This is a genomic window from Pannonibacter indicus (genome assembly GCF_001418225.1).
GTDB classification, from domain to species: Bacteria; Pseudomonadota; Alphaproteobacteria; order Rhizobiales; family Stappiaceae; genus Pannonibacter; species Pannonibacter indicus.
Map to the genome: position 1 here is coordinate 505,084 of NZ_LIPT01000001.1, position 25,043 is coordinate 530,126.

Sequence of the window (25,043 nt, forward strand, 5' to 3'; positions counted from 1 at the left end):
TGTTTCATCGGGATCGCGGACGGTGCCCGGCCAGTGACGGCATCAGTGACGGCATGTCACGGCCGGGCACTTCTTGAGGCCTGGGAGGTCTCAGAAAATGTCCTTGAAGGCGTCGATGTTGGAGCTGTCATAGACAAACGGGTCAGCCATCGCGCCCGTGTTGGTGCCATCCAGCGTCAAGGTGCCCATGCGGCCCATCGGAATTTGCGCGCCGGGCTTGGCTTCGGCCTTGCCGGTGGCAAGGTTGTAGGACAGCATCGTAGCGGCATAGCCGAGGTCGATCGGGTTCCAGATGGCGAAGGACTTGGACGCACCCGACTTGATGTGACCGGCCATCTCTGACGGCAGGCCAAGGCCCGTCACATTGACCTTGCCAACCTTGCCCGCATCGGTGACAGCCTGCGCCGCCGCGACGATGCCGACGGAGGTCGGAGCAATGATCGCCTTCAGATCCGGATAGGTCTGCATCAGGCCCTGGGCTTCACGGTAGGACTTGTCGGCAAGGTCATCGCCATAGACGGTGGCGACCACATTGATGCCCTTGTAGCTGTCCTTGACCTTGTTCATCTCCTCGATCCAGATGTTCTGGTTCGTCGCCGTGGCAGAGGCCGACAGAACGGCCACATCACCGCCCTCCGGCAGGTGATCTGCCGCCAGCTTGATGATCATGTTGCCGATCAGCGGGTTGGACGAGGGATTGAGATGCAGCTGGCGGCCTTCCGGTGCCACGCCCGAGTCCCACGAAATGACGGTGATGCCGCGGTCCATTGCCTTCTTCAGAGCCGGAACCAGCGCGTCCTGATCATTGGCCGAGATTGCAATCGCATCCACCTTCTGGGCGATCAGCGCATTGATCACCTCGATCTGGCCTTCAGCCGTGGTGCCGGTCGGGCCGGTGTAGATGATCTCCACATCGCCCAGTTCCCTGGCAGCCTCCTGCGCGCCCTTGTTGGCGGCTTCAAAGAAGCCGATGCCCAGCGCCTTCACCACCAGCGCAATGCGCTTGGTCTCGGCATGAGCGGGTGCGGAGAATGCGAGCGCGGCAACAGCTGTCGCCGCCAGAAGCGTCTTCATGAATGTCATTGTCTTCCTCCCAGTCATTCCACCGGCTGTTCCTCCCGCCGGTCAGAAATCGTTGTTCCGTCAGCCCCCGCCGGCGGCACTCGCCTGAGCGGCCTCGACGGGCGCTGCGATCACCTGCACCCCGGCCTGCTCCAGCATTTGCACAGCGCTGTCCGGAATACCCTCGTCAGTGATCACCGTGGTGATGCGGTCAAGCGGGCAAAGGATCAGGCTGGAGCGGCTGCGGAATTTGGATGAGTCCGCCAGCACCACCAGTTCATCCGCCTGTCCGATCAGCTTCTGCTCCGCCTGAATGAGAAGCGGATCCGCCTCCATCAGCCCCAGAGGGCCCAGACCTTGCGCCCCCATGAACATGCGCCGTGCATAGAAATTGCGCGTCACGTCATTGTCGAAGGGGCTCAGGATGATGTTCTGCTCCCGGTAGATCACCCCGCCGGAGAGGATGATCGTGTTCTTCGAATGCTTGAGCAGGTGCTCGGCAATCGGGAACGAGTTGGTGAAGATCTGCATGCGCTTGCTGGCCAGCGGATGCACCATCTGGAAGGTGGTTGTGCCGCCATTGATGATGATCGCATCGCCGTCGGCGCAAAGCTCCACCGCTGCCCGGGCAATCGCCCGCTTCTGCTGCGCGTTGATCGCCTCGTTGACGCTGAAGGGACGGCCTGCCAGCCCGACGAACTGCGGCGGCGTGATCGATTCCGCCCCGCCGCGCACCCGGCGCAGCTTCTTCTGCACATGCAGCGCCGCGATATCCCGGCGGATGGTCGCTTCCGAGGAATCGGTCAGCGCCACCAGTTCCGCAACAGTCACGACCGGACGGTCCTGAACGGCGGACAAGATGATCCTGTGGCGCTCTTTCTCGTGCATGCATTCCTCCCGAAGTCCCGCTCAGACTTCCATCAAATTCGCGCAGTGTCAATCACGATTCGTCATATTGATGCAATGCAGCGTCATTTTTGATCGATAGTGATCGAAACTGATTGACAAAGAGACGCATCACGGCAAGTCTCCGGTCAAAAGCTGGCATCGGTCCAGCTTGTCCTTGGGAGGAAGACATGACTGATTCCGCCGCCGGTTCCCGGCTCGCAAACCTGTGGGATGAGGCCAAGGCCTCTGCCATGACCGAATCCGGCCGCCTGCTCTACCGCTCGAACCTGCTCGGGTCCGACAAGCGCATCACCAACTACGGCGGCGGCAACACCTCTGCCAAGGTGATGGAAAAGGATCCGCTGACCGGTGGAATGGTGGAAGTGCTCTGGGTCAAGGGCTCCGGCGGTGACGTGGGCACCATCAAGCTCGACGGGTTTGCCACGCTCTACATGGACAAGCTGCGGGCGCTGAAGGGCATTTACCGGGGCGCCGCCTTCGAGGACGAGATGGTGGGACTGCTGCCCCACTGCACCTTCAATCTCAACCCGCGTGCCGCCTCCATCGACACGCCGCTGCATGCCTATGTGCCGAAAAAGCACGTGGACCACATGCACCCGGACGCGATCATAGCCATTGCCGCCTCAAAGGACAGCAAAGCGCTGACGGAAGAGATCTTCGGCAAGGACATCGGCTGGCTGCCGTGGAAGCGCCCCGGCTATGAACTGGGCCTGTGGCTGGAAAAATTCTGCCTTGAAAACCCGGAAGCACGCGGCGTCGTGCTGGAAAGCCATGGCCTGTTCACCTGGGCCGATGATGCGCGCACCTGCTACGAAACGACCATCGAAATCATCAACAAGGCGATGGCCTGGTTCGAGGGCAAGCTGGCCGGCAAGGCCGCTTTCGGCGGCCAGAAGCACCCCATCCTGCCGCGTGATCAGCGCCGCGCCATTGCCGCCCGCCTGATGCCCGCAATACGCGGCATGGTCAGCGGCCAGCAGCACATGGCCGGCCACTTTGACGACAGCGGTGCCGTGCTGGAATTCGTCTGCGCGAAGGACATGGAGGCCCTCGCGGCCCTTGGCACCAGCTGCCCGGACCATTTCCTGCGCACCAAGATCCGCCCGCTGGTGGTAAACCTTGATCCGGCAAACCCGGATGTGGACGCGGTGCTCAAGGGTCTGCCCGATGCCGTTGCCGCCTACCGGCAGGACTACACGGCCTATTACGAGCGCTGCAAGCATGCGGACAGCCCGGCCCTGCGTGATCCCAATGCCGTTGTCTATCTGGTGCCCGGCGTCGGCATGATCACCTTCGCCAAGGACAAGGCCACGGCCCGCATCTCGGGCGAGTTCTACGTCAACGCCATCAACGTGATGCGCGGCGCTTCAGGCGTTTCCACCTATTGCGGCCTGCCGGAGCAGGAAGCCTTCGACATCGAGTACTGGCTGCTTGAGGAAGCCAAGCTCCAGCGCATGCCCAAACCCAAGAGCCTTGCCGGCCGTGTCGCCTTTGTCACCGGCGGAGCTGGCGGTATCGGCTCGGCAACGGCGGAGCGGCTGATGAGCGAAGGCGCCTGCGTGGTGCTGGCTGATATCGACGCCAACTCCCTCGCCCAGACGGCAGAGCGCCTGGCCGCCCGCCATTCCGGCGACGTGGTGCGCACCGTGGTCATGGATGTGACCAGCGAGGACGCCGTTGAGCGGGCCTATGCGGAAGCCTGCACGGAATTCGGCGGCATCGACATTCTGGTGTCGAACGCCGGTATCGCTTCCTCGGCGCCCATCGAGGAAACCAGCCTTGAGCTGTGGAACAGGAACATGTCGATCCTTTCGACCGGCTATTTCCTTGTTTCCCGCAGCGCCTTCAAGGTGATGAAGGCGCAAGGGATTGGCGGCTCGATCATCTTCATCGCCTCCAAGAACGGCCTTGCCGCCTCCCCCGGCGCCAGCGCCTATTGCACGGCCAAGGCCTCGGAAATCCACCTTGCGCGCTGCCTTGCGCTGGAAGGGGCGCCGGATGGCATCCGCGTCAACGTGGTCAACCCGGATGCGGTGCTGCGCGGCTCCAAGATCTGGTCGGGCGACTGGCTGAAGGAACGGGCACAGGCCTATGGCAAGGACACGGCGGATCTGGAAGAGCATTACCGTCAGCGCTCGCTGCTGAAGCGCTCCGTGCTGCCGGAAGACATTGCAGAGGCCACCTATTTCTTCGCCAGCGAGGCCTCCGCTAAGTCCACCGGCAACATCATCAACGTGGACGCAGGCAACGTCCAGTCCTTCACCCGCTGACGGAGGCCATTCATGCCCCAGATGATCGGTTCTGATGTCCTTGAGAAGGACAATGCCGCCCGCAAAGCGGACCTCTTGCGCGACTATGACAGCCTTGGCGAGCGGCTCGCCCGCCGGGGCATCGATATCAACGCGGTGAAGGCGAAGGTTGCCGCCTATGGCGTCGCCGTGCCCTCCTGGGGCGTTGGCACCGGAGGCACCCGCTTTGCCCGGTTCCCCGGCGCAGGCGAGCCGCGCCACATCTTCGACAAGCTGGAAGATTGCGGCGTCATCCAGCAGCTGACCCGGGCAACGCCCTCCGTCTCCCTGCATATTCCCTGGGACAAGGCCGATCCGGCAGACCTGAAGGCCAAGGCGGACAGCCTCGGCCTCGGCTTTGACGCCATGAACTCCAACACCTTCCAGGATCAGGCCGGACAGGCCCATTCCTACAAGTTCGGCTCCCTCTCCCACACGGATGCTGCCACCCGTGCGCAAGCGGTGGAACACAACATCGAATGTATCGAGCTTGGCCGCGCCATTGGCTCGAAGGCGCTGACCGTGTGGATCGGCGACGGCTCCAATTTCCCCGGACAGGCGCATTTCACCCGCCAGTTCGAGCGCTATCTGGAGGCTGCCCGCCAGATCTACGCCGCCCTGCCGGAGGACTGGCGGCTCTTCACCGAGCACAAGATGTATGAGCCCGCCTTCTATTCCACCGTGGTGCAGGACTGGGGCACAAACTATCTCATCGCGCGGGAACTGGGGCCCAAGGCCTTCTGCCTCGTTGATCTGGGCCACCACGCGCCCAACGTGAACATCGAAATGATCGTCGCCCGCCTCATCCAGTTCGGCAAGCTGGGCGGCTTCCATTTCAACGACAGCAAATACGGCGATGACGATCTCGACACCGGCTCGGTCGATCCCTACCGGCTGTTCCTCGTCTTCAACGAGCTGGTGGACGCGGAAACCCGCAAGGCGCCGGGCTTTGCTCCTTCCCACATGCTGGACCAGTCGCACAATGTCACCGACCCGATCGAAAGCCTGATGGTCAGCGCCATGGAGGTGCAGCGCGCCTATGCTCAGGCCCTGCTGGTGGACCGCAAGGCGCTCGACGGCTTCCAGGACAGCAATGATGCGCTGATGGCCACCACCACGCTGAAGACCGCCTTCCGCACCGATGTGGAGCCCATCCTCGCCATGGCCCGTCTGGAATCGGGCGGCGCCATCGATCCCGTCTCCACCTACCGCGCCTCCGGTTACCGCGCCCGCGCCGCAGAAGTCCGCCCGGCGGTGTCCGGCGCTGGCGGGGGGATTGTGTAGAAGCGGGCAACGGACTGACCTGAAACCTCTCCATCACCCCGGACATGCTTGCGTGATCCGGGGTGAACTGTTTTTGACGTTGGGAGCCTCTCCCTCTTGGCAAGGCCCCAACAAAACAGCAGCTCTGCCTGCCGCCTTCCAAAGGAAATATCTTTCCCAAACGTCCGCATGCCAATTGGCAAGCTGGCAAAACCGGGCTAACAGGCGGTTGAAACAACGCGGAACGGCTGCCCATGACGCATGAGCCCGCCTTTGCCCTTGAGGTGGAGGACGTCCATAAAAGCTACGGCCCCAACGAAGTGCTGAAAGGCATTTCGATGACCGCCCGCAAGGGCGATGTGATCTCCCTCATCGGCTCATCGGGAGCTGGCAAGAGCACCTTCCTGCGCTGCCTCAATTTTCTGGAACAGCCCGACCGGGGCCGCTTCGTCGTCAATGGCGAGGAAGTGGCGCTGAAGCCGGACCGGCATGGCCGCCTGCACCCGGCCAACTGGCGCCAGATCGAGCGCCTGCGCACCGGGCTGTCCATGGTGTTCCAGAACTTCAATCTGTGGGCGCACATGACCGTACTGGAAAATGTCATCGAAGCCCCTGTCCATGTGCTGGGCCAGAACCGGCGCGAGGCCGTGGAGCGGGCCGAGGCGCTGCTGGCCAAGGTCGGCCTTCATGACAAGCGCGATGCCTATCCGGCCTTTCTGTCGGGCGGCCAGCAGCAGCGCGCCGCCATCGCCCGCGCCCTGTGCATGGAGCCTTCGGTGATGCTCTTCGACGAGCCCACCTCCGCGCTTGATCCAGAACTTGTCGGCGAGGTGCTGAAAGTCATCCGCGATCTGGCCGCCGAAGGGCGCACCATGGTGCTCGTCACCCACGAGATGAGTTTTGCGCGCGATGTCTCCAGCCACGTCATGTTCCTGCATCAGGGCCGCGTGGAAGAGGAAGGCACGCCGGAGAAGGTGTTCGGTGCACCGGAAAGCGCCCGCTGCCGCGAATTCACCGCCTCTTTGAGACACTGAGACCCAATCACCAGCATAAACGGGGAAACACCGTGAAAAAGCTTCTGTCCATTCTCCTCACCAGCGCCGCGCTTGCGGCAAGCTCCGTCTCCGCCTCCGCCGAACTGCGCTTCGGCGTGATGAACGAGCCCTATCCGCCCTTCTTCACCAAGGATGCCTCCGGCAAGTGGGTGGGCTGGGAAATCGACCTGATGAATGCCGTCTGCGAGGAAATGAAGGAGCAGTGCTCGATCGTCGACATCGCCTGGGACGGGCTGATCCCCGGCCTGCAGGCAAAGAAGATCGACGTGATCTGGTCCTCCATGTCCATCACCGAAGAGCGCAAGAAGACCATTGCCTTCACGGACAAGTACTACAACACGCCCAGCAAGCTGATCGGCGCCAAGGACGGCATCATGGGTGCAGGCCCCAATGACGTCGCCGGCAAGATCATCGGCATTCAGGTCTCGACCATCCAGTCCGACTATTATGCCAAGTACTTCAAGGACAAGGCAGAAGAAAAAACCTATGCCACCCTGGATGAGGCCTTCCAGGACCTCGCCGCCGGGCGCATCGACTATGTGTTCGGCGATGCCATGCCGCTGGAAGAGTTCCTGAAGTCCAGCTACGGCGAAAGCTGCTGCGAGGACAAGGGCAACGTGGCCGACGACCCGGCCGTGCTGGGCTCCGGCATCGGCGGCGGCCTGCGTCAGGACGACACGGAACTTCAGGCCAAGCTGAACGCGGCCATCGCCGCCGTCCGCGCCAGCGGCAAGTACAAGGAAATCTCGGACAAGTACTTCACGTTCGATCCTTACGGCGAGTGATCTGAGGGAACAACGAGGCAGGGGGAGGCGTCAGCGCCTCTTCCGGCCTCTTCTGAGAGGCTGAGCGTGCAAACAGGCCGCAGCGCCCTCCACCCTTGAGGGGGAGATGTCTGCGCCAGCAGACAAAGGGGGGTAGCAGCGCTTCATCACAGCATCACCTCTCATGAGCGGATAGTCCGTTACCCCCTCTACCCCCTGCCGGGGGCATCTCCCCCTCAAGGGAGGGGAGAGGAGTTGGAGCCTGGCTGACGGTCCGAATTCAACACCCCTCATTGGGGGCAAAGGCCGCAGGCCAAAGACTTTATTGGATTGTCCCAGAGGCAGCATGGCGAACCTGACCTATCTTGAGCTTCTGGCACCCTCGCCTCCCGGCTGGGGCGGTGTGCTGCTGGCCGGGGCTGCGTCGACGATCGCCATTTCGCTCGGCGCTTACCTCACCGGCATGGTGCTGGGCCTCTTGGGGGCCTGGGGCAAGCTCAAGGGCGGGCGCGTGACCTCTGCCCTGCTCGATGGCTACACCACCGCCATCCGCGCCATTCCCGAACTCATCCTGATCATCGGCCTCTATTATGCCGGCACCGACGGCCTGAACCGGCTGCTCACTGCCATCGGACTGCCCACCATCGAGGTGAACGGCTTCGTGGCCGCCGTCGCCGTGCTCGGCATCGTCCAGGGCGCCTATATGACGGAAGTGTTCCGCGGTGCCATTGTTGCCGTGCCCATCGGCCAGATCGAGGCGGCGGCCGCTTTCGGCATGCGGCCTTCCTTGCGATTCCGCCGCATCATCCTGCCGGCGATGATCCCCAATGCCATGCCGGGCCTTGCCAATCTGTGGATGTCCGTCACCAAGGACAGTGCCCTCATTGCCGTTGTCGGCTATCAGGAGCTGGCACTGGCGACGCGGATCGCGGCGGGTAACACCAAGCAGTATTTCCTGTTCTTCGCGGCGGCGGCGGTGCTCTATCTGATCATCAGCCTTGTCTCCACCCGTGTGTTCAACCTGCTGGAGCGGCGCACGCGCCGCGGCCAGCCGGCCCACAGCCGGGCATAGGAGGAGCGGATGGATTTCTCCTGGCTTGGCAAATACACCCCGCTGCTTCTGTCCGGCGCCTGGCAGACGGTTGCCCTTCTCGGCATTTCCGTCAGCATCGGCTTCGTCCTCGCCATCGGCCTGGCGCTGGCGCAGGTATCCGGGCCGCGCTGGCTGAAGCTGCTGGCGCGCGGCTATTGCGGCTTCTTCCGGGGCACACCTCTGCTGATCCAGCTCTGGCTGCTTTATTATGGCGTCGGCTCGCTGCTGCCGATGGTGCCAGGCCTGCGCGGCAGCTTCCTCTGGCCCATCCTGCGCGAGGGCTTCTTCTTCGCCGCCGTCAGCTTCACGCTCAACCACGCCGCCTATCAGGCCGAAATCCTGCGCGGCGCACTGCTGAGCGTGCCCAAGGGCGAGCTGGAAGCCGGGCGCGCCTTCGGCATGACGCCCTTCCTGCTGCTGCGGCGCATCTGGCTGCCACGCGCCATCCGCACGGCGCTGCCCAGCATCACCGGCGAAATCGTGCTGCAGCTCAAGGCCACCCCGCTCGCCTTCACCGTCACGGTGATGGATCTCTACGCGGTTGCCTACAAGGTGCGGCAGGATACGCTGCTCGTCTATGAACCGCTGATCGTGGTCACGCTCTTCTATGTGGGCCTGACCATCATCCTCACCCGCATTTTCAAGCATGTGGAGGCGCAGGTGCCCGTGCGCCGCTGACGGCGCAACCCTGCAGCCCCCGAACCCGCGAAGGAGCATCCCATGGCCAGCAACATCCGTATCCTCGACGGCGGCATGAGCCGCGAACTGGTGCGGCTCGGCGCCGAGCTGAAGCAGCCGGAATGGTCGGCCCTTGCCCTCATAGACACGCCCAACATCGTGCGGCAGGTGCATGAGGAATTCATCGCTGCGGGCGCCGATGTCATCACCACCAACAGCTACGCGCTGGTGCCCTACCACATCGGCGAAGAGCGTTTTGCCAAGGAAGGCCGCGCCCTGATCGCCCTTTCCGGCCGCCTTGCCCGGGAAGCCGCAGACGCGGAAACCTCCCGCAAGGTGCTGGTCGCGGGCGGCCTGCCCCCCATCTTCGGCTCCTACGAGCCGCAGAATTTCGATCCCGCCCGCGTGCAGGACTATCTCTCCGTCCTGGTTGAAGAACTAAGCCCCTATGCGGACGTCTGGCTGGGAGAGACGCTGAGCCTCATTGCCGAAGGCGAAGCCGTGCGCATCGCCACCGGGGGCACCAACCGCCCCTTCTGGGTGTCCTTCACGCTGGAAGATGCAGACACGGAAGCGGCCATCGCCAAACCGAAGCTGCGCGGTGGGGAAACAGTGACAGAGGCTGCCGAATGGGCCGCAGGCTCGGGCGCGGCGGCACTCCTGTTCAACTGCGCCAAGCCGGAAATCATGGCCAGCGCCATCAAGGCCGCCTCAGCCGTCTTCGCCGCAAAAGGCGTGAAGCTGGACCTCGGCGTCTATGCCAATGCCTTTGAAAGCAACACCGATGACGGCGCGGCCAATGAAACCCTGCACAGCACCCGCGCCGACCTGACCGGCGACCGCTACACCGGCTTTGCCTGCGACTGGGTGGATGCTGGCGCCACCCTCGTCGGCGGCTGCTGCGGCATCGGCGCCAGCCACATTCACAGCCTTGCCAACAGGCTTAAGGACCATGCGGCCTGAAGAAACCCTCAGTTCCCAGATAAACTGAGAAAATATCATGGCGCACCGGCAATTTTGCCGGTGCAGTTCTGTTCAAACCTGATAGAGTTTTTTTCATGATGCGATTCCGGGCAGATGTCCGGGTCATCCGTGTCAGCCCTTCACCTCGCCCTTTTCTCAATAGCGGAGGCTTGCCTTTGCGTAGCAGGAACAGGGACCGGGAAAAACAAGCTGAAAACAGCAGAGAGGAACGGGACTACATGTTTTTCTTTTTCAAAAGCGCCCTTACCGCAGCAGCCCTGACGGCCAGCCTCATGGCGCCTGCTGCTGCGCAGGATATCAAGTTCTTCACCATCGGTACGGGCGGCACGGCTGCCACCTACTATCCGGTGGGCGGCGTCATCGCCAATGCCATCTCCAATCCTCCCGGCTCGCGCCCCTGCGAGGAAGGCGGAAGCTGCGGCGTTCCGGGCCTGATTGCCTCGGCCGTGTCCTCGCGCGGTTCGGTTGACAACCTGAACGCCATTTCTTCGGGCTTGCGCAATTCGGGCTTTGCCCAGTCGGACGTTGCCTACTGGGCCTATACCGGCACAGGCACCATGCAGGGCCAGCCCCCGGCGGAAAAGCTGCGCGCCATCGCCGCCCTCTTCCCCGAGCATATCCATCTGGTGGCCCTGGCTGACAGCGGCATCAACTCGGTTGCCGATCTGAAGGGTAAGCGCGTTTCCCTCGATGAGCCGGGCTCCGGCACCTATGTCGATGCCAACCTGATCCTCGAAGCCGCCGGTCTTGGCGTTGCGGACGTTACCGCCGAAGCCCTGAAGCCGGATGCTGCCAGCGACGCGCTGCGCAACGGCCAGATCGACGCCTTCTTCTTCGTCGGCGGCTACCCGACCGGCGCCATCGTGGAACTGGCTTCCGCCGCCAAGATCAAGCTTGTGCCAATCGACGGTGAAACAGCTGCAAGCCTGACCAGCAAGCATGCCTTCTTCGCCAGCTCCGACGTGCCGGAAGGCGTCTATGAAGGCGTTCCGGCCACAACGACGGTGGCCGTTGGCGCCCAGTGGATCACCAGCTCGGACGAAAGCGAAGACCTCGTCTACGAGATCACCAAAGCGCTGTGGAACGACAATACCCGCAAGCTGCTGGACACCGGCCACGCCAAGGGCAAGTCGATCACCAAGGAATCCGCTCTCGACGGCATCGGCATCCCGCTGCATCCGGGCGCCGAGAAGTTCTACCGCGAAGCCGGCCTCCTGAAGTAAGCCTGACCCGGCACAGCACGGCCCGGAACACCCGTTTCCGGGCCGATTGCTATTGTCGCGGGGATTCAGCCCTTACCACGTCACCTTGATATTCTTCATTTGCCGCAAGGGCTTGGGCAGATCGGAACGTGTCACGCCCATTGCGCGCTGGTGTTACAGGACACACGATGACCACGTCCCCGGCTCCCGCGCTGACGGCCGAACAACTGGCCGAGATCGAGCGCAAATACGATCCCGAGACGGCCTTCCGCCCGACCGGGCCACGCATCGGCCATCTGATCACCGCCATCCTCGTGGCCATGTCGGTGTATCATTTCTATGCTGCCGGCTTTGCCCTCATCCCGGAACTGATGCACCGGGCCATCCATCTCTCTTTCGTCCTGTCGCTCGTCTTCCTGATGTTCGCCTGGCGGCGCAGCATGAATGACCAGTTGCCGCCAAAGGCCTGGTACCGGATCGAGGGCGTGGCAATCCTCGATATCGTTCTGGCGGTCCTGGGCGTGGCCGCCGCAATGTATCTGCCGCTGCAATCGGCCCAGACGCTGGCCATGCGCGTCGGCAATCCATCACCACAGGACATCTTCTTCGGCTCGGCACTTTTGCTGCTGACGCTGGAGGCGACACGCCGCTCTGTCGGCCCGACGCTGCCCATCATCGCGCTGCTGTTCATGGGCTTTGCCCTGTTCGGCCCCTGGATGCCCGGCGCGCTGAAACATGGCGGCACCTCCTGGCTGGGCCTCATCAACCACCTCTACATGACCAATCAGGGCATTTACGGCATCGCCATCGGCGTGATGGCAAAATACGTGTTCCTGTTCATCGTCTTCGGCGTGCTGGCCACCCGCATCGGCCTGGGGCAGCTCTTCATCGACGTGGCCATGGTGCTGGCCGGGCGCTATTCTGGCGGCCCGGCAAAAGTCGCCATCTTCTCCTCCGCCTTCATGGGCACGATCTCGGGCTCGTCCATCGCCAACACGGTGACCACCGGCGCCCTGACGATCCCCGCCATGAAACGTGTCGGCTATCCGGCCCGTTTCGCCGCCGCCGTGGAAGCCACCGCCTCCACCGGCGGGCAGATCACCCCGCCCATTCTGGGCGCTGCCGCCTTCATCATGGTGGAATATCTGCAGATCCCCCTGCGTGATGTGCTGGCCGCAGCCCTGTTCCCAGCATTGCTGCATTATTTCGGCATTCTCATCATGGTGCATCTGGAAGCCAAGCGCCTCGGCCTGCGCGGCCTCACCAGGGACGAACTGCCGAAGCTGGGCATCGTGCTGAAGCAGCACTGGCTGTCGGTCATCCCGCTGGTCATTCTGGTCTATCTGATCCTCTCCGGCCGCACGCCCGATTATGCCGCCGTCTATGGCATCATCGCCTGTGTCGTCGTCGGCGTGCTGAACCCCACCGACCGGCTGAACCTGAAGGATCTCTATAATGCGCTGGCGGCCGGTGCCCGCAACACACTCGCGGTGGGCGCAGCGGCAGCCACTGTCGGCATCGTCGTGGGTGTGGTGACGCTGACCGGCGTCGGTTTCCGCATCGGCTATGTCATCGTCCAGACCGCTGGAGATATCGGGTCAACCCTGGGCTCCCTGTGGCCGCTGTCGCTGTTCACCGCAGGCCAGTGGACCCTGTTTGTCTCGCTGATCCTGATCGCCATCGCCTGCATCATCATGGGCGCCGGCATCCCGACCACCGCCACCTACATCATTCTGGTCGCTGTGGCCGCCCCTGCCCTTGCCGTGCAGCAGGTGGAACCGCTGGTCGCCCATTTCTTCGTGTTCTACTACGGGGTTCTGGCCGACATCACGCCACCTGTAGCCCTTGCGGCCTATGCGGCGGCGGGCATCGCCGGGTCCAACCCGTTCCAGACGGGCAACACCGCCTTCCGCCTCGGCATCGCCAAGGCGCTGGTGCCGTTTGTCTTCGTCTATTCGCCGTCGCTGCTGCTGGTGAATGCGGACTTCACCTGGTCCGCCTTTGCCATCACGCTCACGGGCGCCGCCTTCGGCATCGCCTGCCTCGGCGTGGCCTTCTCCGGCTATTTCATCGCCCCGATGCGCAAGCTGGAGCGCTGGTGGACGGGTATCGTGTCGCTGCTGTTCATCTCGCCGGGCCTTGAGACGATGGCGGCGGGCATTGTCCTGCTGCTGCCGGTGGCGTTCCTGCAGATCAAGGCACGGCAGAAACTGGCCGCATCCTGATACCAATAAACAAGACGAAAAGCCGGACTCCGGAGCACCGCAGCCCGGCTTTTCCTTGAAGAAAACCTCATTTCAACAGCGCGGCCGAACGGTCCAGCGCGGCGGAGAAGCCCTTCAGCGAGACCTGCAGGTGCAGCGGATTGCCGGCAACCGCCTGAACGCCCAGCTTCAGGATGTTGCCCTTGCGGATGGCGGCAACCGTATCCTTGTTGAGGGTCAGCGGCACCACGCAGCCGACCGGCATGCAGGTCTGGAAACGGGCGCCGGTGACCTTTTCCTGATCATCGACGGTCAGCTTGACGCCGCCATCAAGGTTGAGGCCGAAAGGCAGAACCAGCGTGCCGTTCACGGTGCCATCAGCGGCCGGAGCGAACTCGGCCAGCAGCACCATCTGGCGGGTCTGCTGATCCTGCTGCTGCTGCGAGATGGCGCAGCGCTTGCCGCCTTCACCTGACAGGCAGGTCACAGTCCAGTCGTCGAAGGTCTCCTTGACGGAGGAAGCACCCGATGGCAGGCCGCCTGGTGTCTGGGCGGTGGCCAGACCGGCGGAAAAAATCATTGCAGCACCAGCGAGGGAGGATGCCAGCTTTAAATTCATGAATCTCATCCCGATGACCGGAAAGCAGCGCAGCCGCCACCTTCACACAACACCCGCCTACCTAACCGGGCTTGCCCCTGCCTTGCAAGCAATGCCTGCAGCTGCTGGCGGGCAGCATTATCCCTTGCTGCAGTGTCCTGAAGGCCAGAATTTACAGACCGGCGGCACCCGGACTTACAATACCAAGTCTTGCGAAGCTGACGCATCACGCCTTGAGAAAGCTCAAATGCCGGACGGGCTCGACCAGATCCGGGCGCGTCAAGCTCATCAGGATTTGGCACAAGCCATCCCTAAGATCATTTCTCTGACGAGAAATCTTATCCATGCGCCTGAAGAATCAGGCGCAGAGATTTAGGATTCACCACCCATCAATATAAATTTTTATGAAATAAATTCGTGAAACTTGTCAAGTTTTTATCACTATAACCATTGGGCTTGCCGTCATCGGCGGATACTTTTGCTTCCGTTGACATCAGTATGACACCAATACGCCCCCTATGACGAAATCGGAATAACGCTGAACAGCTACATGCCTGCTCCCCTCAGCCAATGGGGCTGCAAGCAGCTGAAAGTGAATTTCGGCAACCAGCTGCCGCCTTAAGGTTGCAAGGCAGCGACCGTCCAGCAGTGGAAGTGATGCCAGCTGCAAGGCATGTTTACCCGGAAGGGCGCCTTGCATGATGACTGGATTTTCCGTCCTACGGCCGGCAGGCACAGGCCTGCCGGTTGTGCTTCAGCAGCCTTGATCAAACCTCCTTCGCCGGATCATAGGCCAGCAGCCTCAGCGCATTGAGCGTCACCAGCACGGTTGCTCCCGTATCCGCCATGATCGCCAGCCACAGGCCGGTTACGCCGAGAATGCTGGTGACGAGAAACACCGCCTTCAGACCCAGCGCGATGGTGATGTTCTGGTGAATGTTGCCCATCGCCTTGCGGGCAAGGCGGATAAGGGCGGGTATATCGGCCACCCTGTCGCGCAGGACTGCAGCATGGGCCGTTTCCAGCGCCACATCCGTGCCCGAGCCCATGGCGACACCCACCGAAGCCTGCGCAAGGGCGGGCGCATCATTGATGCCGTCGCCCACCATCATCACCCCGCCGGAGGCCGCCAGCGCACGCACTTCACGCACCTTGTCCTCCGGCATCAGCTCCGCGCGCTGCGTGAGGCCGAGACCGGAGGCAATCGCGGCCGCCGTGCGGGCATTGTCACCCGTCAGCATGATCGCACGAACCCCCAGCCGTTCCAGCTGACCGACCGCCTCGCGGGCGTCATCCCGCGGTTCATCGCGCAGGGCCACAAGTCCGGCAAGGTGTCCGGCCCGGATGACGCAGACCACAGTCTTGCCTTCGCATTCCAGATGTTCCGCCTGCGCCGCAGCACTTTCCGGCAGCAGGCCGGTTTCGCTGGCATGGCGCGGAGAGATCACCTGCAGTAACTCTCCGGCGGCCAGTGCCTCGACACCGCGCCCGGCCATGGCCCGCGCCCCGGATGAAGGAAGAACGCTCGCCCCGGTCTCTTGCGCACGGGTGAGGATGGCTTTCGCCAGCGGATGCGACGACCCCACTTCGACGGAGGCTGCGGCAGAGATCACCTCCAGCACGTCAAACCCGCCAAAAGGAACCACGTCCACCACCTGCGGGCGGCCAGCCGTCAGCGTGCCGGTCTTGTCGAAGGTGACCGTCTTCACCTGCGCGATGGCTTCGATCACGGCACCACCTTTCATGAGGAGGCCACGGCGTGCGCCCGCGGACAGGGACGAGGCAATGGAGGCCGGCACCGAAATGACCAGCGCACAGGGGCAGCCGATCAGGAGCAGCGACAGGGCACGGTAGATCCAGGTGTTCCACTCCCCGCCAAACCCGAGCGGGGGCACAACGGCGACTGTGGCGGCCAGCAGCACGATGAAAGGCATGTAGTAGCGGCTGAACCGGTCGATGAAACGCTCGGTCGGGGCGCGGGCGTTTTCCGCCTCTTCCACCAGCTTGATGATGCGGGCAATGGTGTTGTCCGCCGCAGCCCGGGTCACTTCAATGCTGAGGGCGGCTTCGGTGTTGATGGAACCGGCAAAGACCTCCGCCCCCTCGCCCTTGGTCACCGGCACGCTTTCCCCCGTGACCGGGCTTTCATCAATGCCGGAAATGCCGGAGCGGATGACGCCATCGGCGGGAATGCGATCTCCCGGCCGCACCAGCACCATCTGCCCCGGCGCAAGGCTTTCCGCCGCCACCTGCCGCGTTCCGCTGTCCGTTTCCAGCAGCGCAGTTTCCGGCACCAGCCGCGCCAGAGCCCGGATGCCATCGCGTGCGCGGTTGGCGGCAACGCCCTCCAGCACCTCGCCCACGGCAAAGAGAAACACCACCAGCGCCGCCTCTTCCGCCGCCCCGATCGCCAGCGCACCGGCGGCGGCAATGGTCATCAGCATCTCGATGGTGAAGGGCATGCCGGCCGCCAGCGCGGCAAAGGCACGCCGTGCAACAGGCGCAACGCCGATGACGCAGGCCACGGTGAAGACCCAGGCCCCAACCTGCGGCGGCAACACGAAATGCGCGGCCCAGGCCAGAGCCAGCAGCGCGCCGGTCAGGATGACCAGCCGCCCCTTGCCCGTCTGATACCATGCCCGGCGGGCGCCATCGGCCTGCGGCTTGTCGTCTTCGTGACCGTGACTGTGGCTGTGAACGCCCCCATGGGCATGATCGTGGTGATGCTCATGCTCATAATCATGGCTGTGATGCTCATGCCCGCAGCAGCCAGCGGCCTTGCCGGATTGGCCTTGCTCCTGTCCGGCGCGGGGGCTGATGCCGAACCCCAGAGCACTGACGGCCTTTTCCACCACCTGCCGCCCGGTCTGGCTTTCGTCCAGCCTCAACCGCAGGCGTTCACTCATCAGCGCCACCTCGACGGCACTCACCCCCGGCAGGCGCTCCACCGCACCCTTGATCTTGCCCGCGCAGCACCCGCAGTCCATGCCCGTCACGGTCCACTCAAGAACTGGCGCCGCATCATGCTTGCTCATGGTCATCTCCTTGCCCAACGAACGGTCATTTCAGGTCATGACCCATGGGCTAGCACCTCTAGCGGCTAGAGGTTCAAGCGTTTTTTTTGACGCATAGCAACGCCCGTTTTCAGGACGGAAAAGGCTCTGCCGATGATGGACTCATGGGCCGACTCGTGAAACATGACAGGAGCAAGACGGCAAAGTGACGCGCAGAATGGCATGCCTCGATATTCATCTTGCAGGCGCAGTTTTGATCGCCTTACCATCCGGTCAAAAAGCAGGGATAACGACAGAAGGAACTCCAGATGAAGAGCAGATCCAGTTTTGACGTCAGCCGCCGCGGCCTTCTTCTTGGCGCAGGCGCAGCCTTTGCAGGCAGCGCATTGCTGCCCCGGATTGCATTTGCGCAAACACCTCTCAAGGTTGCCGGAATCTACACGGTTCCCGTCGAGCAGCAGTGGGTGAGCCGCATTCATATTGCAGCGGAAGCAGCGAAGAAGGCAGGGCTCATCGAGTACACATTCTCGGAGAACACCAGCAACACCGACTATCCGCGCGTCATGCGCGAATATGCCGAAGGCGGCGCGCAGCTGATCGTCGGCGAGATCTTCGGCGTGGAGCAGGAAGCCCGTGAAGTGGCCGCCGACTATCCGGAAACCGCCTTCCTGATGGGCTCGTCCTTCAAGCCGGAAGAGAGCCTTGCCAACCTTTCCGTCTTCGACAACTACATCCAGGATGCGTCCTATCTTTCCGGCATCATCGCCGGTGCCATGACCAAGTCCGGCAAGATCGGCATGGTCGGCGGCTTCCCCATTCCGGAAGTGAACCGGCTGATGAATGCCTTCATGGCCGGCGTCAAGGAAACCCGTCCGGATGCCACCTTCCAGGTCAGCTTCATCGGCTCCTGGTTTGATCCTCCGAAGGCCAAGGAAACCGCCTTCGCCATGATCGACGGCGGCGCCGACCTTCTCTATGCGGAGCGTTTCGGCGTGTCGGACGCAGCCAAGGAGCGCGGTGTGCTGGCCATCGGCAACGTGATCGACACCCAGTCCGACTATCCGGAAACCGTGGTGGCCTCGGCCCTGTGGCACTTCGAGCCGACGCTGAACAAGGCCATCGAGGCCGTTGCCGCAGGCAGCTTCAAGGCGGAGGACTACGGCGTCTATTCCTTCATGAAGGAAGGCGGCTGCTCGCTTGCCCCGCTCGGCACCTTCGAGGGCAAGGTTCCTGCCGCAGCGATGGATCTGGTCACGGCCCGCGAGGCCGCGATCAAGGATGGCAGTTTCACCGTCACCATCAATGACGACGAGCCCAAGTCCTCGTGAGTATCTTTGACAAGGAGGCGCAGGAGACCGTCCTGCGCCTCGACGGCATCACCAAGCGCTTTGGGGCCCTCACCGCCAATGACAGCATCAGTCTGACCCTGAACCGGGGCGAGATTGTCGCCTTGCTCGGGGAAAACGGTGCTGGCAAGACCACGCTGATGAACATCCTCTTCGGCCATTACACCGCCGATGAGGGCACGGTCGAGGTCTTCGGCAGGGAACTGCCACCGGGCCGCCCGCGTGCTGCGCTTGCGGCAGGCGTCGGCATGGTGCATCAGCATTTCACGCTGGCCGAACACCTGAGCGTGGCGGAAAACATCGTGTTGGGCACGGCGCCTTTGTTCCGCCTGTCGCTCGGCCTTGGTGCCGCCCGCCAGCGCATCCGCGTCCTTTCCGGGGACTTCGGCCTCAAGGTCGATCCCGATGCCCGCGTCTCAAGCCTGTCGGTGGGTGAAAAGCAGCGGGTCGAGATCCTCAAGGCGCTCTACCGCAATGCCCGCATTCTCATTCTCGATGAGCCCACGGCCGTCCTGACGCCGCAGGAAACCGATGCCCTGTTTGCGACGCTGAAGCGCGCCGTGGCAATCGGCCTGTCCGTCGTCTTCATCAGCCACAAGCTGCATGAGGTGATGGCCGTGGCAGACCGCTGCGTGGTGCTGCGCCACGGCAAGGTGGTGGCCGAACGCGGCACCTCCGCAACCTCCGCCCGCGAACTCGCAGCGCTGATGGTCGGCGGCGACGTGCCGGAACTGGCGCCGTCCACCGCCAAGCCGGGCCGCACCATCTTTGCCCTGCGCAATGTATCAACGCCGGACCGGGAAGGCGCGCCAGGCCTCAAGCGGGTGACGCTGGAGCTGAAGGCAGGCCAGATCACCGGGCTGGCCGGGGTTTCCGGCAATGGCCAGGCAACGCTCTCTGATCTCGTCGCCGGGCTCGCCAGCCCGGATCAGGGCCATATTCACGTGGAAGGCACCGTGCCTCTGCGCTGGACACCGGAAGCGGCCGTGCGCGCCGGCATCGCCCGCATTCCGGAAGACCGGCACAAGACCGGCACCATCGCCGACTTCAGCCTGACCGAGAACGCCATTCTGGAAACCTACCACCAGCGCCCCTTCTCCCGCGCCGGATGGATGAACCGGGCGGCCGCCGAATATTTCACGCAGCACATCATCGACACCTATGACATCCGCTGCCCGGGGCCGGACACCCGCATCCGCCTGCTGTCCGGCGGCAACATGCAGAAGCTGATCCTCGGCCGCGTGCTGGAGCCGGGCCCGCATGTGATCCTCGCCAACCAGCCGGTGCGCGGGCTCGACATCGGCGCCATCACCTTCGTGCATTCGCGCCTGATCGCAGCCCGCGATGCAGGGGCAGCGGTGCTGCTGATCTCCGAGGATCTGGACGAGGTGCAGCGGCTGTCAGATGTCATTCACGTGATCTACGAAGGCCGCATTTCTCCCGGCTTTGCCCGCGGCAGTCTCACCACGGAACAGCTTGGTCTCTGGATGACCGGACAAGGATTTGATCATGCGGCTTGAGCCGGTCGCCAACCCCAGCCTCCTGCGCCGTGCGGGCCTTCCGGCCCTGGCGCTGGCGCTCACTGTCGTTGCGGGCTCGCTGCTCGCGCTCATTGCCGGGGCTGCCCCCTTCCAGACGCTAGGGCTCATCGTCAAGGGCGCTGCGGGCAGCAAGTTTGCCCTGCTTGAAACCCTCAACCGGGCAACCCCGCTCATCTTCACTGGCCTTGCCGTTGCCGTCGCCTTCCGGGCGCGGCTATGGAACATCGGCGCAGAGGCCCAGCTTTATGCCGGGGCCATCGTCGCGGCGCTGATCGGTGCCCATGTCACCGGCCTGCCGCAACTGCCGCTGCTGGCACTTATGGCCTTTGCCGCCATGCTGGCGGGCGCTGCCATGCTGCTGCCGCCGGTTCTGCTGAAAACCCGCTTCGGCGTCGATGAAGTGGTGACGACCCTGCTCGTCAACTTCATCATGCTGCTCTTCGTCTCCTACCTGCTGGAAGGCCCGATGAAGGATCCGGCGGGCATGGGCTGGCCGAAGTCTGCGGCGCTGGCCAGGGAGGCCCGCCTGCCGCGCATCATGGAGGGCCTGCGCCTGCACTGGGGCTTTGCGCTGGCGCTGATGTCCGCCGTTGCCGTCTGGATCATCCAGACCCGCACCACCCTTGGCTACGAGATCCGCGCCACCGGCCTCAACCAGAAGGCCGCACGCTTTGCCGGTATTCCGGTCAACATGGTGCTGGTGAAAACCGCACTGCTCTCCGGCGGCCTTGCCGCCATGGCCGGCTTCAGCGAGGTCTCCGGCCTCAAGGGCCACCTCAGCCTCGATCTGTCGGCCAACTTCGGCTACACGGGCATCGTCGTTGCCATGCTCGCCCTGCTGCACCCGCTTGCCGTCGTGCCTTCCGCCATCTTCGTGGCCGGCATCTTCGTCGGCGCCAACAGCATGAGCCGAGCCGCAGCCGTGCCGTCCTACATTGCCGACATGCTGCTGGCCATCGCGCTGCTCTTCATGGTGCTGGCCATTCTTCTGACACGCTACCGGGTGAGGCGCGGATGAACGAGCTTCTGGACATCCTGCTCTCCGCCAGCCTCTGGGCTGCGGCCATCCGCATCGCCTCGCCCCTGATCTTCGCCACTATGGGCGAACTCATCTGCGAGCGGGCGGGCGTCCTCAACCTCGGAATCGAGGGCATCATGGTCATCGGCGCCTTCACCGGCTGGGTGGCCGTCTATATGGGCGCGCCGTTATGGTGGGGCGTCGCCGCAGCGCTGCTGGCCGGCATGGCCTTCGGCCTCATCCATGCGGTGCTGACCGTGCCCTTCGGCCTGTCACAGCATGTGGTGGGCCTTGGCGTCACCATGCTGGCCACCTCCTCCAGCTATTTCGCCTACCGCCTGCTGTTGCCGGAGGTGACAAGCCCGCCAAAGATTACCCCCTTCCAGCCGCTGCCCATTCCGGGCCTCTCCAGCCTGCCGCTGGTGGGCGAGGCGCTGTTCACCCAGACCGCCCTCACCTATGCCGCCTTCCTGACGGCGCTGATCATCGCACTCGTGCTCTACCGCACGCCGCTCGGCCTTGCGGTGCGTGCTGCGGGCGAGAACCCGGCAGCGGTGGAGGCTCAGGGGCTTTCGGTCACGGCCCTGCGCATGGGCGCGGTCGTCTTCGGCTCGGGCCTGATTGCGGTCGGCGGCTCGTTCCTGACGCTCTCGGCCTTCTCGTCCTTCTTCTTCGAAATGATCAATGGGCGCGGCTGGATCTGCATCGCCCTCGTCGTTTTCGGCGCCTGGAAGCCGGGCAAGGCGGTGCTGGGCGCCATCCTCTTTGCCGCCTTCGATGCACTGCAGGTGCGCCTGCAACAAACGGGCTTTGGCGCCATCGTGCCCTATCAGGTGTTCCTGATGCTGCCCTTCATCCTGTCCATTCTGGCGCTCATCCTCATGTCACGGCGGGCCGAAGTGCCTGCTGCGCTGATGCAGCCCTTCAACAAGGGGGAACGCTGATGTTCGACCTCATCATCAAGGGCGGCACCCTGCCCGATGGCACCGCCGCCGACATCGCCATCAAAGGCGAGCGCATCGCCGAGGTGGGCCGTCTCGATGAAGCCGCCTTTGCCAATGCAACCCGCGTGATCGACGCCACGGGCGATCTTGTCTCCCCGCCCTTCGTTGATCCGCATTTCCACATGGATGCAACGCTGTCCTACGGCCTGCCCCGGGTGAATGCCTCCGGCACGCTGCTGGAAGGCATCTCGCTATGGGGCGAACTGCGCGAGATCGCCAGCGTCGAGGACATGATCTCCCGCGCCCTCACCTATTGCGACTGGGCCGTTTCCATGGGCCTTCTCGCCATCCGCACCCATGTGGACACGACGCCGGACCACCTGCGCGGCGTGGAAGCGATGCTGGAGGTCAAGCGCAAGGTCGCGCCTTATCTCGACCTGCAGCTCGTTGCCTTCCCGCAGGACGGGCTCTACCGCACGAAGACGGGCCGCGAGAATTTGCTGCGCGCGCTGGACATGGGAGTCGATGTGGTCGGCGGTATCCCGCATTTCGAGCGCACCATGGAAGACGGGATGGAGTCGGTAAAGGATCTCGCCCGCATCGCTGCGGAACGCGGGCTGATGCTGGACCTGCACTGTGACGAAACCGACGATCCGATGAGCCGCCACGTGGAAACGCTGGCCGCCGAAGTAACGCGCCATGGCCTTGGCGGACGGGCGGCCGGAAGCCACCTCACCTCCATGCATTCCATGGATAATTATTATGTCTCCAAGCTGCTGCCGCTGATCGCGGAAAGCGGCATGGCGGCCATTCCCAACCCGCTGATCAACATCACCCTGCAGGGCCGCCATGACACCTACCCCAAGCGGCGCGGCCTGACGCGGGTGAAGGAGATGCAGGCCCACGGCATCACCGTGGGCTGGGGTCAGGATTGCGTGCTCGATCCGTGGTATTCACTCGGCACCGCCGACATGCTGGACGTGGCCTTCATGGGCCTGCATGTGGCGCAGATGACCCACCCGGCGGAAATGGCCCGCTGCTTCCGCATGGTGACGGAAGACAACGCAAAGATCCTCAATCTGGAAGGCTATGGCCTTGCGCCCGGCTGCAAGGCCTCGCTGGTGGTGCTGGATGCAGGCAACCCGGTGGAAGCCCTGCGCCTGCGGCCTGACCGGCTGGCGGTTGTCTCCAAAGGCAAGGTCGTGGCCGAGCGCCCCCGTAACAACGCCCGTCTCACCCTCCCCGGCCGCCCGGCCACCATCCGCCGCCGGCATGAGGGGTGATGAGCCAAGCCTGAGAAAAGCACACCAGTCCCACCATCTTCGTCATGCCATGACTTGATCATGGTATCCACGCCGCACCCTCTCCAAACGGCATGGCGTAGCCTTAACTCATTGTATTCATATACACTTCCTCAGAACCGGCAAGTCAGGGGATGGATGCCACGGTCAAGCCGTGGCATGACGGAAATCGAAAGGCTGCAGGAAGAAGCCGCACAAACAGAAGCCCCCGGCAATCGCTTGCCGAGGGCCTGGTGATTCAGGGAAGCTCTTGCCGGATCAGCGCAGGTCTGCGGGCAGCAGGGCTTCGGGGAGGTTCTGGTAGCTGACGGGGCGGAGCCAGCGGCGGATGGCCATGGTACCGACCGAAGTGGCGCCGAAGTTGGTCGAGGCCGGATAAGGGCCGCCATGAACCATGGCATCGCAGACTTCCACGCCGGTCGGGAAGCCGTTGGCCAGAATGCGGCCAGCCTTGCGCTCCAGAACCGGCATCAGGCTGGCTGCGAGTTCCACGTCGCCTTCATCCATCTGCAGGGTCACGGTCAGCTGGCCCTCGAAGCTTTCGGCAATGCGGGCGAGTTCTTCCTTGTCCTTGACGCGCACGACGATGCCAAGCGGGCCGAAGACTTCATGCGTCAGCGCCGGAGTGGCGAGAAGCTGCGCGCCGGTCGTCTCGAACAGGTGCGGTGCAGCCTGACGGGCCGGGCAGGTGCCGGTGAGGCGAGCCTTGGCAGCGCCCGTGGCGGCGATCTTTTCAGCGCCCTTTGCAAAGGCCGATGCGATGCCGTCCGTCAGCATGGTCTGCGGCGCGACGTCCTTCAGGGCTGCTTCCGCCGTGGCGATGAAGGCATCTGCCCCTGCCCCGTCCATGACCAGCACGAGACCGGGGTTGGTGCAGAACTGGCCGACGCCCATGGTCAGGCTTCCGGCCCAACCCTTGGCAATCGCCTCGCCGCGTGCCGCATGGGCTGCGGGCAGAACGAAGACCGGGTTGACGCTGCCCAGCTCGCCGAAGAAGGGGATCGGCTCGGGGCGCGAGGCGCACAGGTCGAACAGCGCACGCCCGCCGCCCAGCGAACCGGTGAAGCCGACAGCCTTGATCAGCGGATGGCGCACCAGCGCCTCGCCCAGCTCCCGCGAGGGGCCCTGGATCAGCGAGAACACGCCTGCCGGCATGCCGCAAGCCTTGATGGCCGCATCGATGGCCTGCGCCACCAGCTCCCCCGTGCCGGGATGGGCCGGATGACCCTTGACCACCACCGGGCAACCAGCGGCCAGCGCACTGGCGGTGTCACCACCGGCCGTGGAGAAGGCCAGCGGGAAGTTGGAAGCGCCGAACACGGCCACCGGGCCGATGGGGCGCTGGATCAGGCGGATTTCCGGGCGCGGCAGCGGTGCGCGGTCCGGCAGGGCCACGTCCTTGCGCACATCCAGATATTCGCCCTTGCGGATATGGGCAGCAAACAGCCGCAGCTGGCCGGTGGTGCGGCCGCGCTCGCCTTCAAGACGGGCGGCGGGCAGCGCGGTTTCGGCGGTCGCAACTTCGGTGATCTCCGCGCCGCGTGCCTCGATTTCCGCGGCGATGCGCTCCAGGAAGACGGCGCGCTCCTCACGCGAGGTTGCGGCATAGGCGGCAAAAGCTGCTTCGGCGGCCTTCACCGCCGCATCCACCTCCGCCGGGCCGCCAGCGGCGAACTGGCGGGGCTCGCCCGTGACGGGCGAGGAGGAAAAGACTTCAGAACCTGCAACCCAGGCTCCGGCGATCAGGTGCTTTCCGGTCAGCATGATCTCTCTCTTTGC

At 63.8% G+C, this 25,043-nt stretch carries 20 protein-coding genes; 15 read left to right on the forward strand and 5 right to left on the reverse strand.

What is annotated here, in order from left to right; genetic code table 11:
- Positions 1-90: 90 nt before the first annotated feature.
- Together rhaS and ASC48_RS02285 are read right to left on the reverse strand one after the other, a co-directional pair.
- A complete protein-coding gene (gene rhaS, locus ASC48_RS02280) occupies positions 91-1,083 on the reverse strand; it encodes a rhamnose ABC transporter substrate-binding protein (protein ID WP_055454169.1) in 993 nt (330 codons plus the stop codon).
- Between the two features lie 60 nt (positions 1,084-1,143).
- Complete coding sequence (locus tag ASC48_RS02285) at positions 1,144-1,950, reverse strand: DeoR/GlpR family DNA-binding transcription regulator (protein ID WP_055454170.1); 807 nt, start codon at positions 1,948-1,950, stop codon at positions 1,144-1,146.
- Positions 1,951-2,138: 188 nt separating this feature from the next.
- On the opposite strand from ASC48_RS02285, the gene ASC48_RS02290 reads away from it, so the two are divergent.
- From ASC48_RS02290 to ASC48_RS02330, 9 genes are all read left to right on the forward strand, one after another.
- The gene (locus ASC48_RS02290) at positions 2,139-4,241 is read left to right on the forward strand and encodes a bifunctional rhamnulose-1-phosphate aldolase/short-chain dehydrogenase (protein WP_055454171.1); all 2,103 of its coding nucleotides are present in this window, start codon (positions 2,139-2,141) and stop codon (positions 4,239-4,241) included.
- A gap of 12 nt (positions 4,242-4,253) precedes the next feature.
- On the forward strand, positions 4,254-5,543 hold the full coding sequence (rhaI, locus tag ASC48_RS02295; protein WP_055454172.1) for an L-rhamnose catabolism isomerase: 1,290 nt from the start codon (positions 4,254-4,256) through the stop codon (positions 5,541-5,543).
- 233 nt (positions 5,544-5,776) lie between these two features.
- Entirely contained in the window at positions 5,777-6,556 is a 780-nt protein-coding gene (locus tag ASC48_RS02300) for an ABC transporter ATP-binding protein (protein ID WP_055454173.1), read from the forward strand.
- 32 nt (positions 6,557-6,588) lie between these two features.
- A complete protein-coding gene (locus ASC48_RS02305) occupies positions 6,589-7,362 on the forward strand; it encodes a transporter substrate-binding domain-containing protein (protein WP_055454174.1) in 774 nt (257 codons plus the stop codon).
- A 325-nt stretch (positions 7,363-7,687) separates the two neighbouring features.
- Positions 7,688-8,413, forward strand: coding sequence for an ABC transporter permease (locus ASC48_RS02310; RefSeq protein WP_055454175.1), 726 nt, complete (start codon positions 7,688-7,690; stop codon positions 8,411-8,413).
- Between the two features lie 9 nt (positions 8,414-8,422).
- The gene (locus ASC48_RS02315; RefSeq protein WP_055454176.1) at positions 8,423-9,112 is read left to right on the forward strand and encodes an ABC transporter permease; all 690 of its coding nucleotides are present in this window, start codon (positions 8,423-8,425) and stop codon (positions 9,110-9,112) included.
- Positions 9,113-9,154: 42 nt separating this feature from the next.
- Complete coding sequence (locus ASC48_RS02320) at positions 9,155-10,075, forward strand: homocysteine S-methyltransferase family protein (RefSeq protein WP_055454177.1); 921 nt, start codon at positions 9,155-9,157, stop codon at positions 10,073-10,075.
- A 239-nt stretch (positions 10,076-10,314) separates the two neighbouring features.
- Positions 10,315-11,319 carry a TAXI family TRAP transporter solute-binding subunit gene (locus ASC48_RS02325; protein WP_055454178.1) on the forward strand — a complete coding sequence of 335 codons (1,005 nt, stop codon included), beginning with the start codon at positions 10,315-10,317 and terminating at the stop codon, positions 11,317-11,319.
- Positions 11,320-11,486: 167 nt separating this feature from the next.
- Positions 11,487-13,523: a TRAP transporter permease gene (locus ASC48_RS02330; RefSeq protein WP_055454179.1), complete on the forward strand. Its 2,037-nt coding sequence runs from the start codon at positions 11,487-11,489 to the stop codon at positions 13,521-13,523.
- A gap of 67 nt (positions 13,524-13,590) precedes the next feature.
- Here ASC48_RS02330 and ASC48_RS02335 read toward each other — a convergent pair whose 3' ends face one another.
- Entirely contained in the window at positions 13,591-14,121 is a 531-nt protein-coding gene (locus ASC48_RS02335; RefSeq protein WP_055454180.1) for an invasion associated locus B family protein, read from the reverse strand.
- On the opposite strand from ASC48_RS02335, the gene ASC48_RS19455 reads away from it, so the two are divergent.
- Positions 14,120-14,476 (forward strand): hypothetical protein, encoded by a 357-nt coding sequence (locus tag ASC48_RS19455; RefSeq protein WP_055454181.1) that lies wholly within the window; start codon positions 14,120-14,122, stop codon positions 14,474-14,476. The two genes, ASC48_RS02335 and ASC48_RS19455, sit on opposite strands and share 2 nt — an antisense overlap.
- 391 nt (positions 14,477-14,867) lie before the next feature.
- Here ASC48_RS19455 and ASC48_RS02345 read toward each other — a convergent pair whose 3' ends face one another.
- Positions 14,868-17,141 carry a heavy metal translocating P-type ATPase gene (locus ASC48_RS02345; protein WP_141658849.1) on the reverse strand — a complete coding sequence of 758 codons (2,274 nt, stop codon included), beginning with the start codon at positions 17,139-17,141 and terminating at the stop codon, positions 14,868-14,870.
- A gap of 281 nt (positions 17,142-17,422) precedes the next feature.
- Between ASC48_RS02345 and ASC48_RS02350 the strand changes: the two genes are divergently transcribed.
- The 5 genes from ASC48_RS02350 to ASC48_RS02370 are packed head-to-tail and all read left to right on the forward strand — an operon-like array spanning position 17,423 to position 23,246.
- Positions 17,423-18,442: a BMP family protein gene (locus tag ASC48_RS02350; protein ID WP_055454182.1), complete on the forward strand. Its 1,020-nt coding sequence runs from the start codon at positions 17,423-17,425 to the stop codon at positions 18,440-18,442.
- Complete coding sequence (locus tag ASC48_RS02355; protein ID WP_141658850.1) at positions 18,439-19,980, forward strand: ABC transporter ATP-binding protein; 1,542 nt, start codon at positions 18,439-18,441, stop codon at positions 19,978-19,980. The genes ASC48_RS02350 and ASC48_RS02355 overlap by 4 nt, the downstream gene beginning before the upstream one ends.
- Positions 19,970-21,019 carry an ABC transporter permease gene (locus ASC48_RS02360; RefSeq protein ID WP_055454183.1) on the forward strand — a complete coding sequence of 350 codons (1,050 nt, stop codon included), beginning with the start codon at positions 19,970-19,972 and terminating at the stop codon, positions 21,017-21,019. Before ASC48_RS02355 ends, ASC48_RS02360 begins: the two co-directional genes overlap by 11 nt.
- A complete protein-coding gene (locus ASC48_RS02365) occupies positions 21,016-21,963 on the forward strand; it encodes an ABC transporter permease (protein WP_055454184.1) in 948 nt (315 codons plus the stop codon). Before ASC48_RS02360 ends, ASC48_RS02365 begins: the two co-directional genes overlap by 4 nt.
- Positions 21,960-23,246 (forward strand): amidohydrolase family protein, encoded by a 1,287-nt coding sequence (locus ASC48_RS02370; protein ID WP_208975515.1) that lies wholly within the window; start codon positions 21,960-21,962, stop codon positions 23,244-23,246. Before ASC48_RS02365 ends, ASC48_RS02370 begins: the two co-directional genes overlap by 4 nt.
- Positions 23,247-23,522: 276 nt before the next feature.
- Here the strand turns inward: ASC48_RS02370 and ASC48_RS02375 are convergent, their stop codons facing one another.
- The gene (locus ASC48_RS02375) at positions 23,523-25,028 is read right to left on the reverse strand and encodes an aldehyde dehydrogenase (NADP(+)) (RefSeq protein WP_055454186.1); all 1,506 of its coding nucleotides are present in this window, start codon (positions 25,026-25,028) and stop codon (positions 23,523-23,525) included.
- Positions 25,029-25,043: the final 15 nt, after the last annotated feature.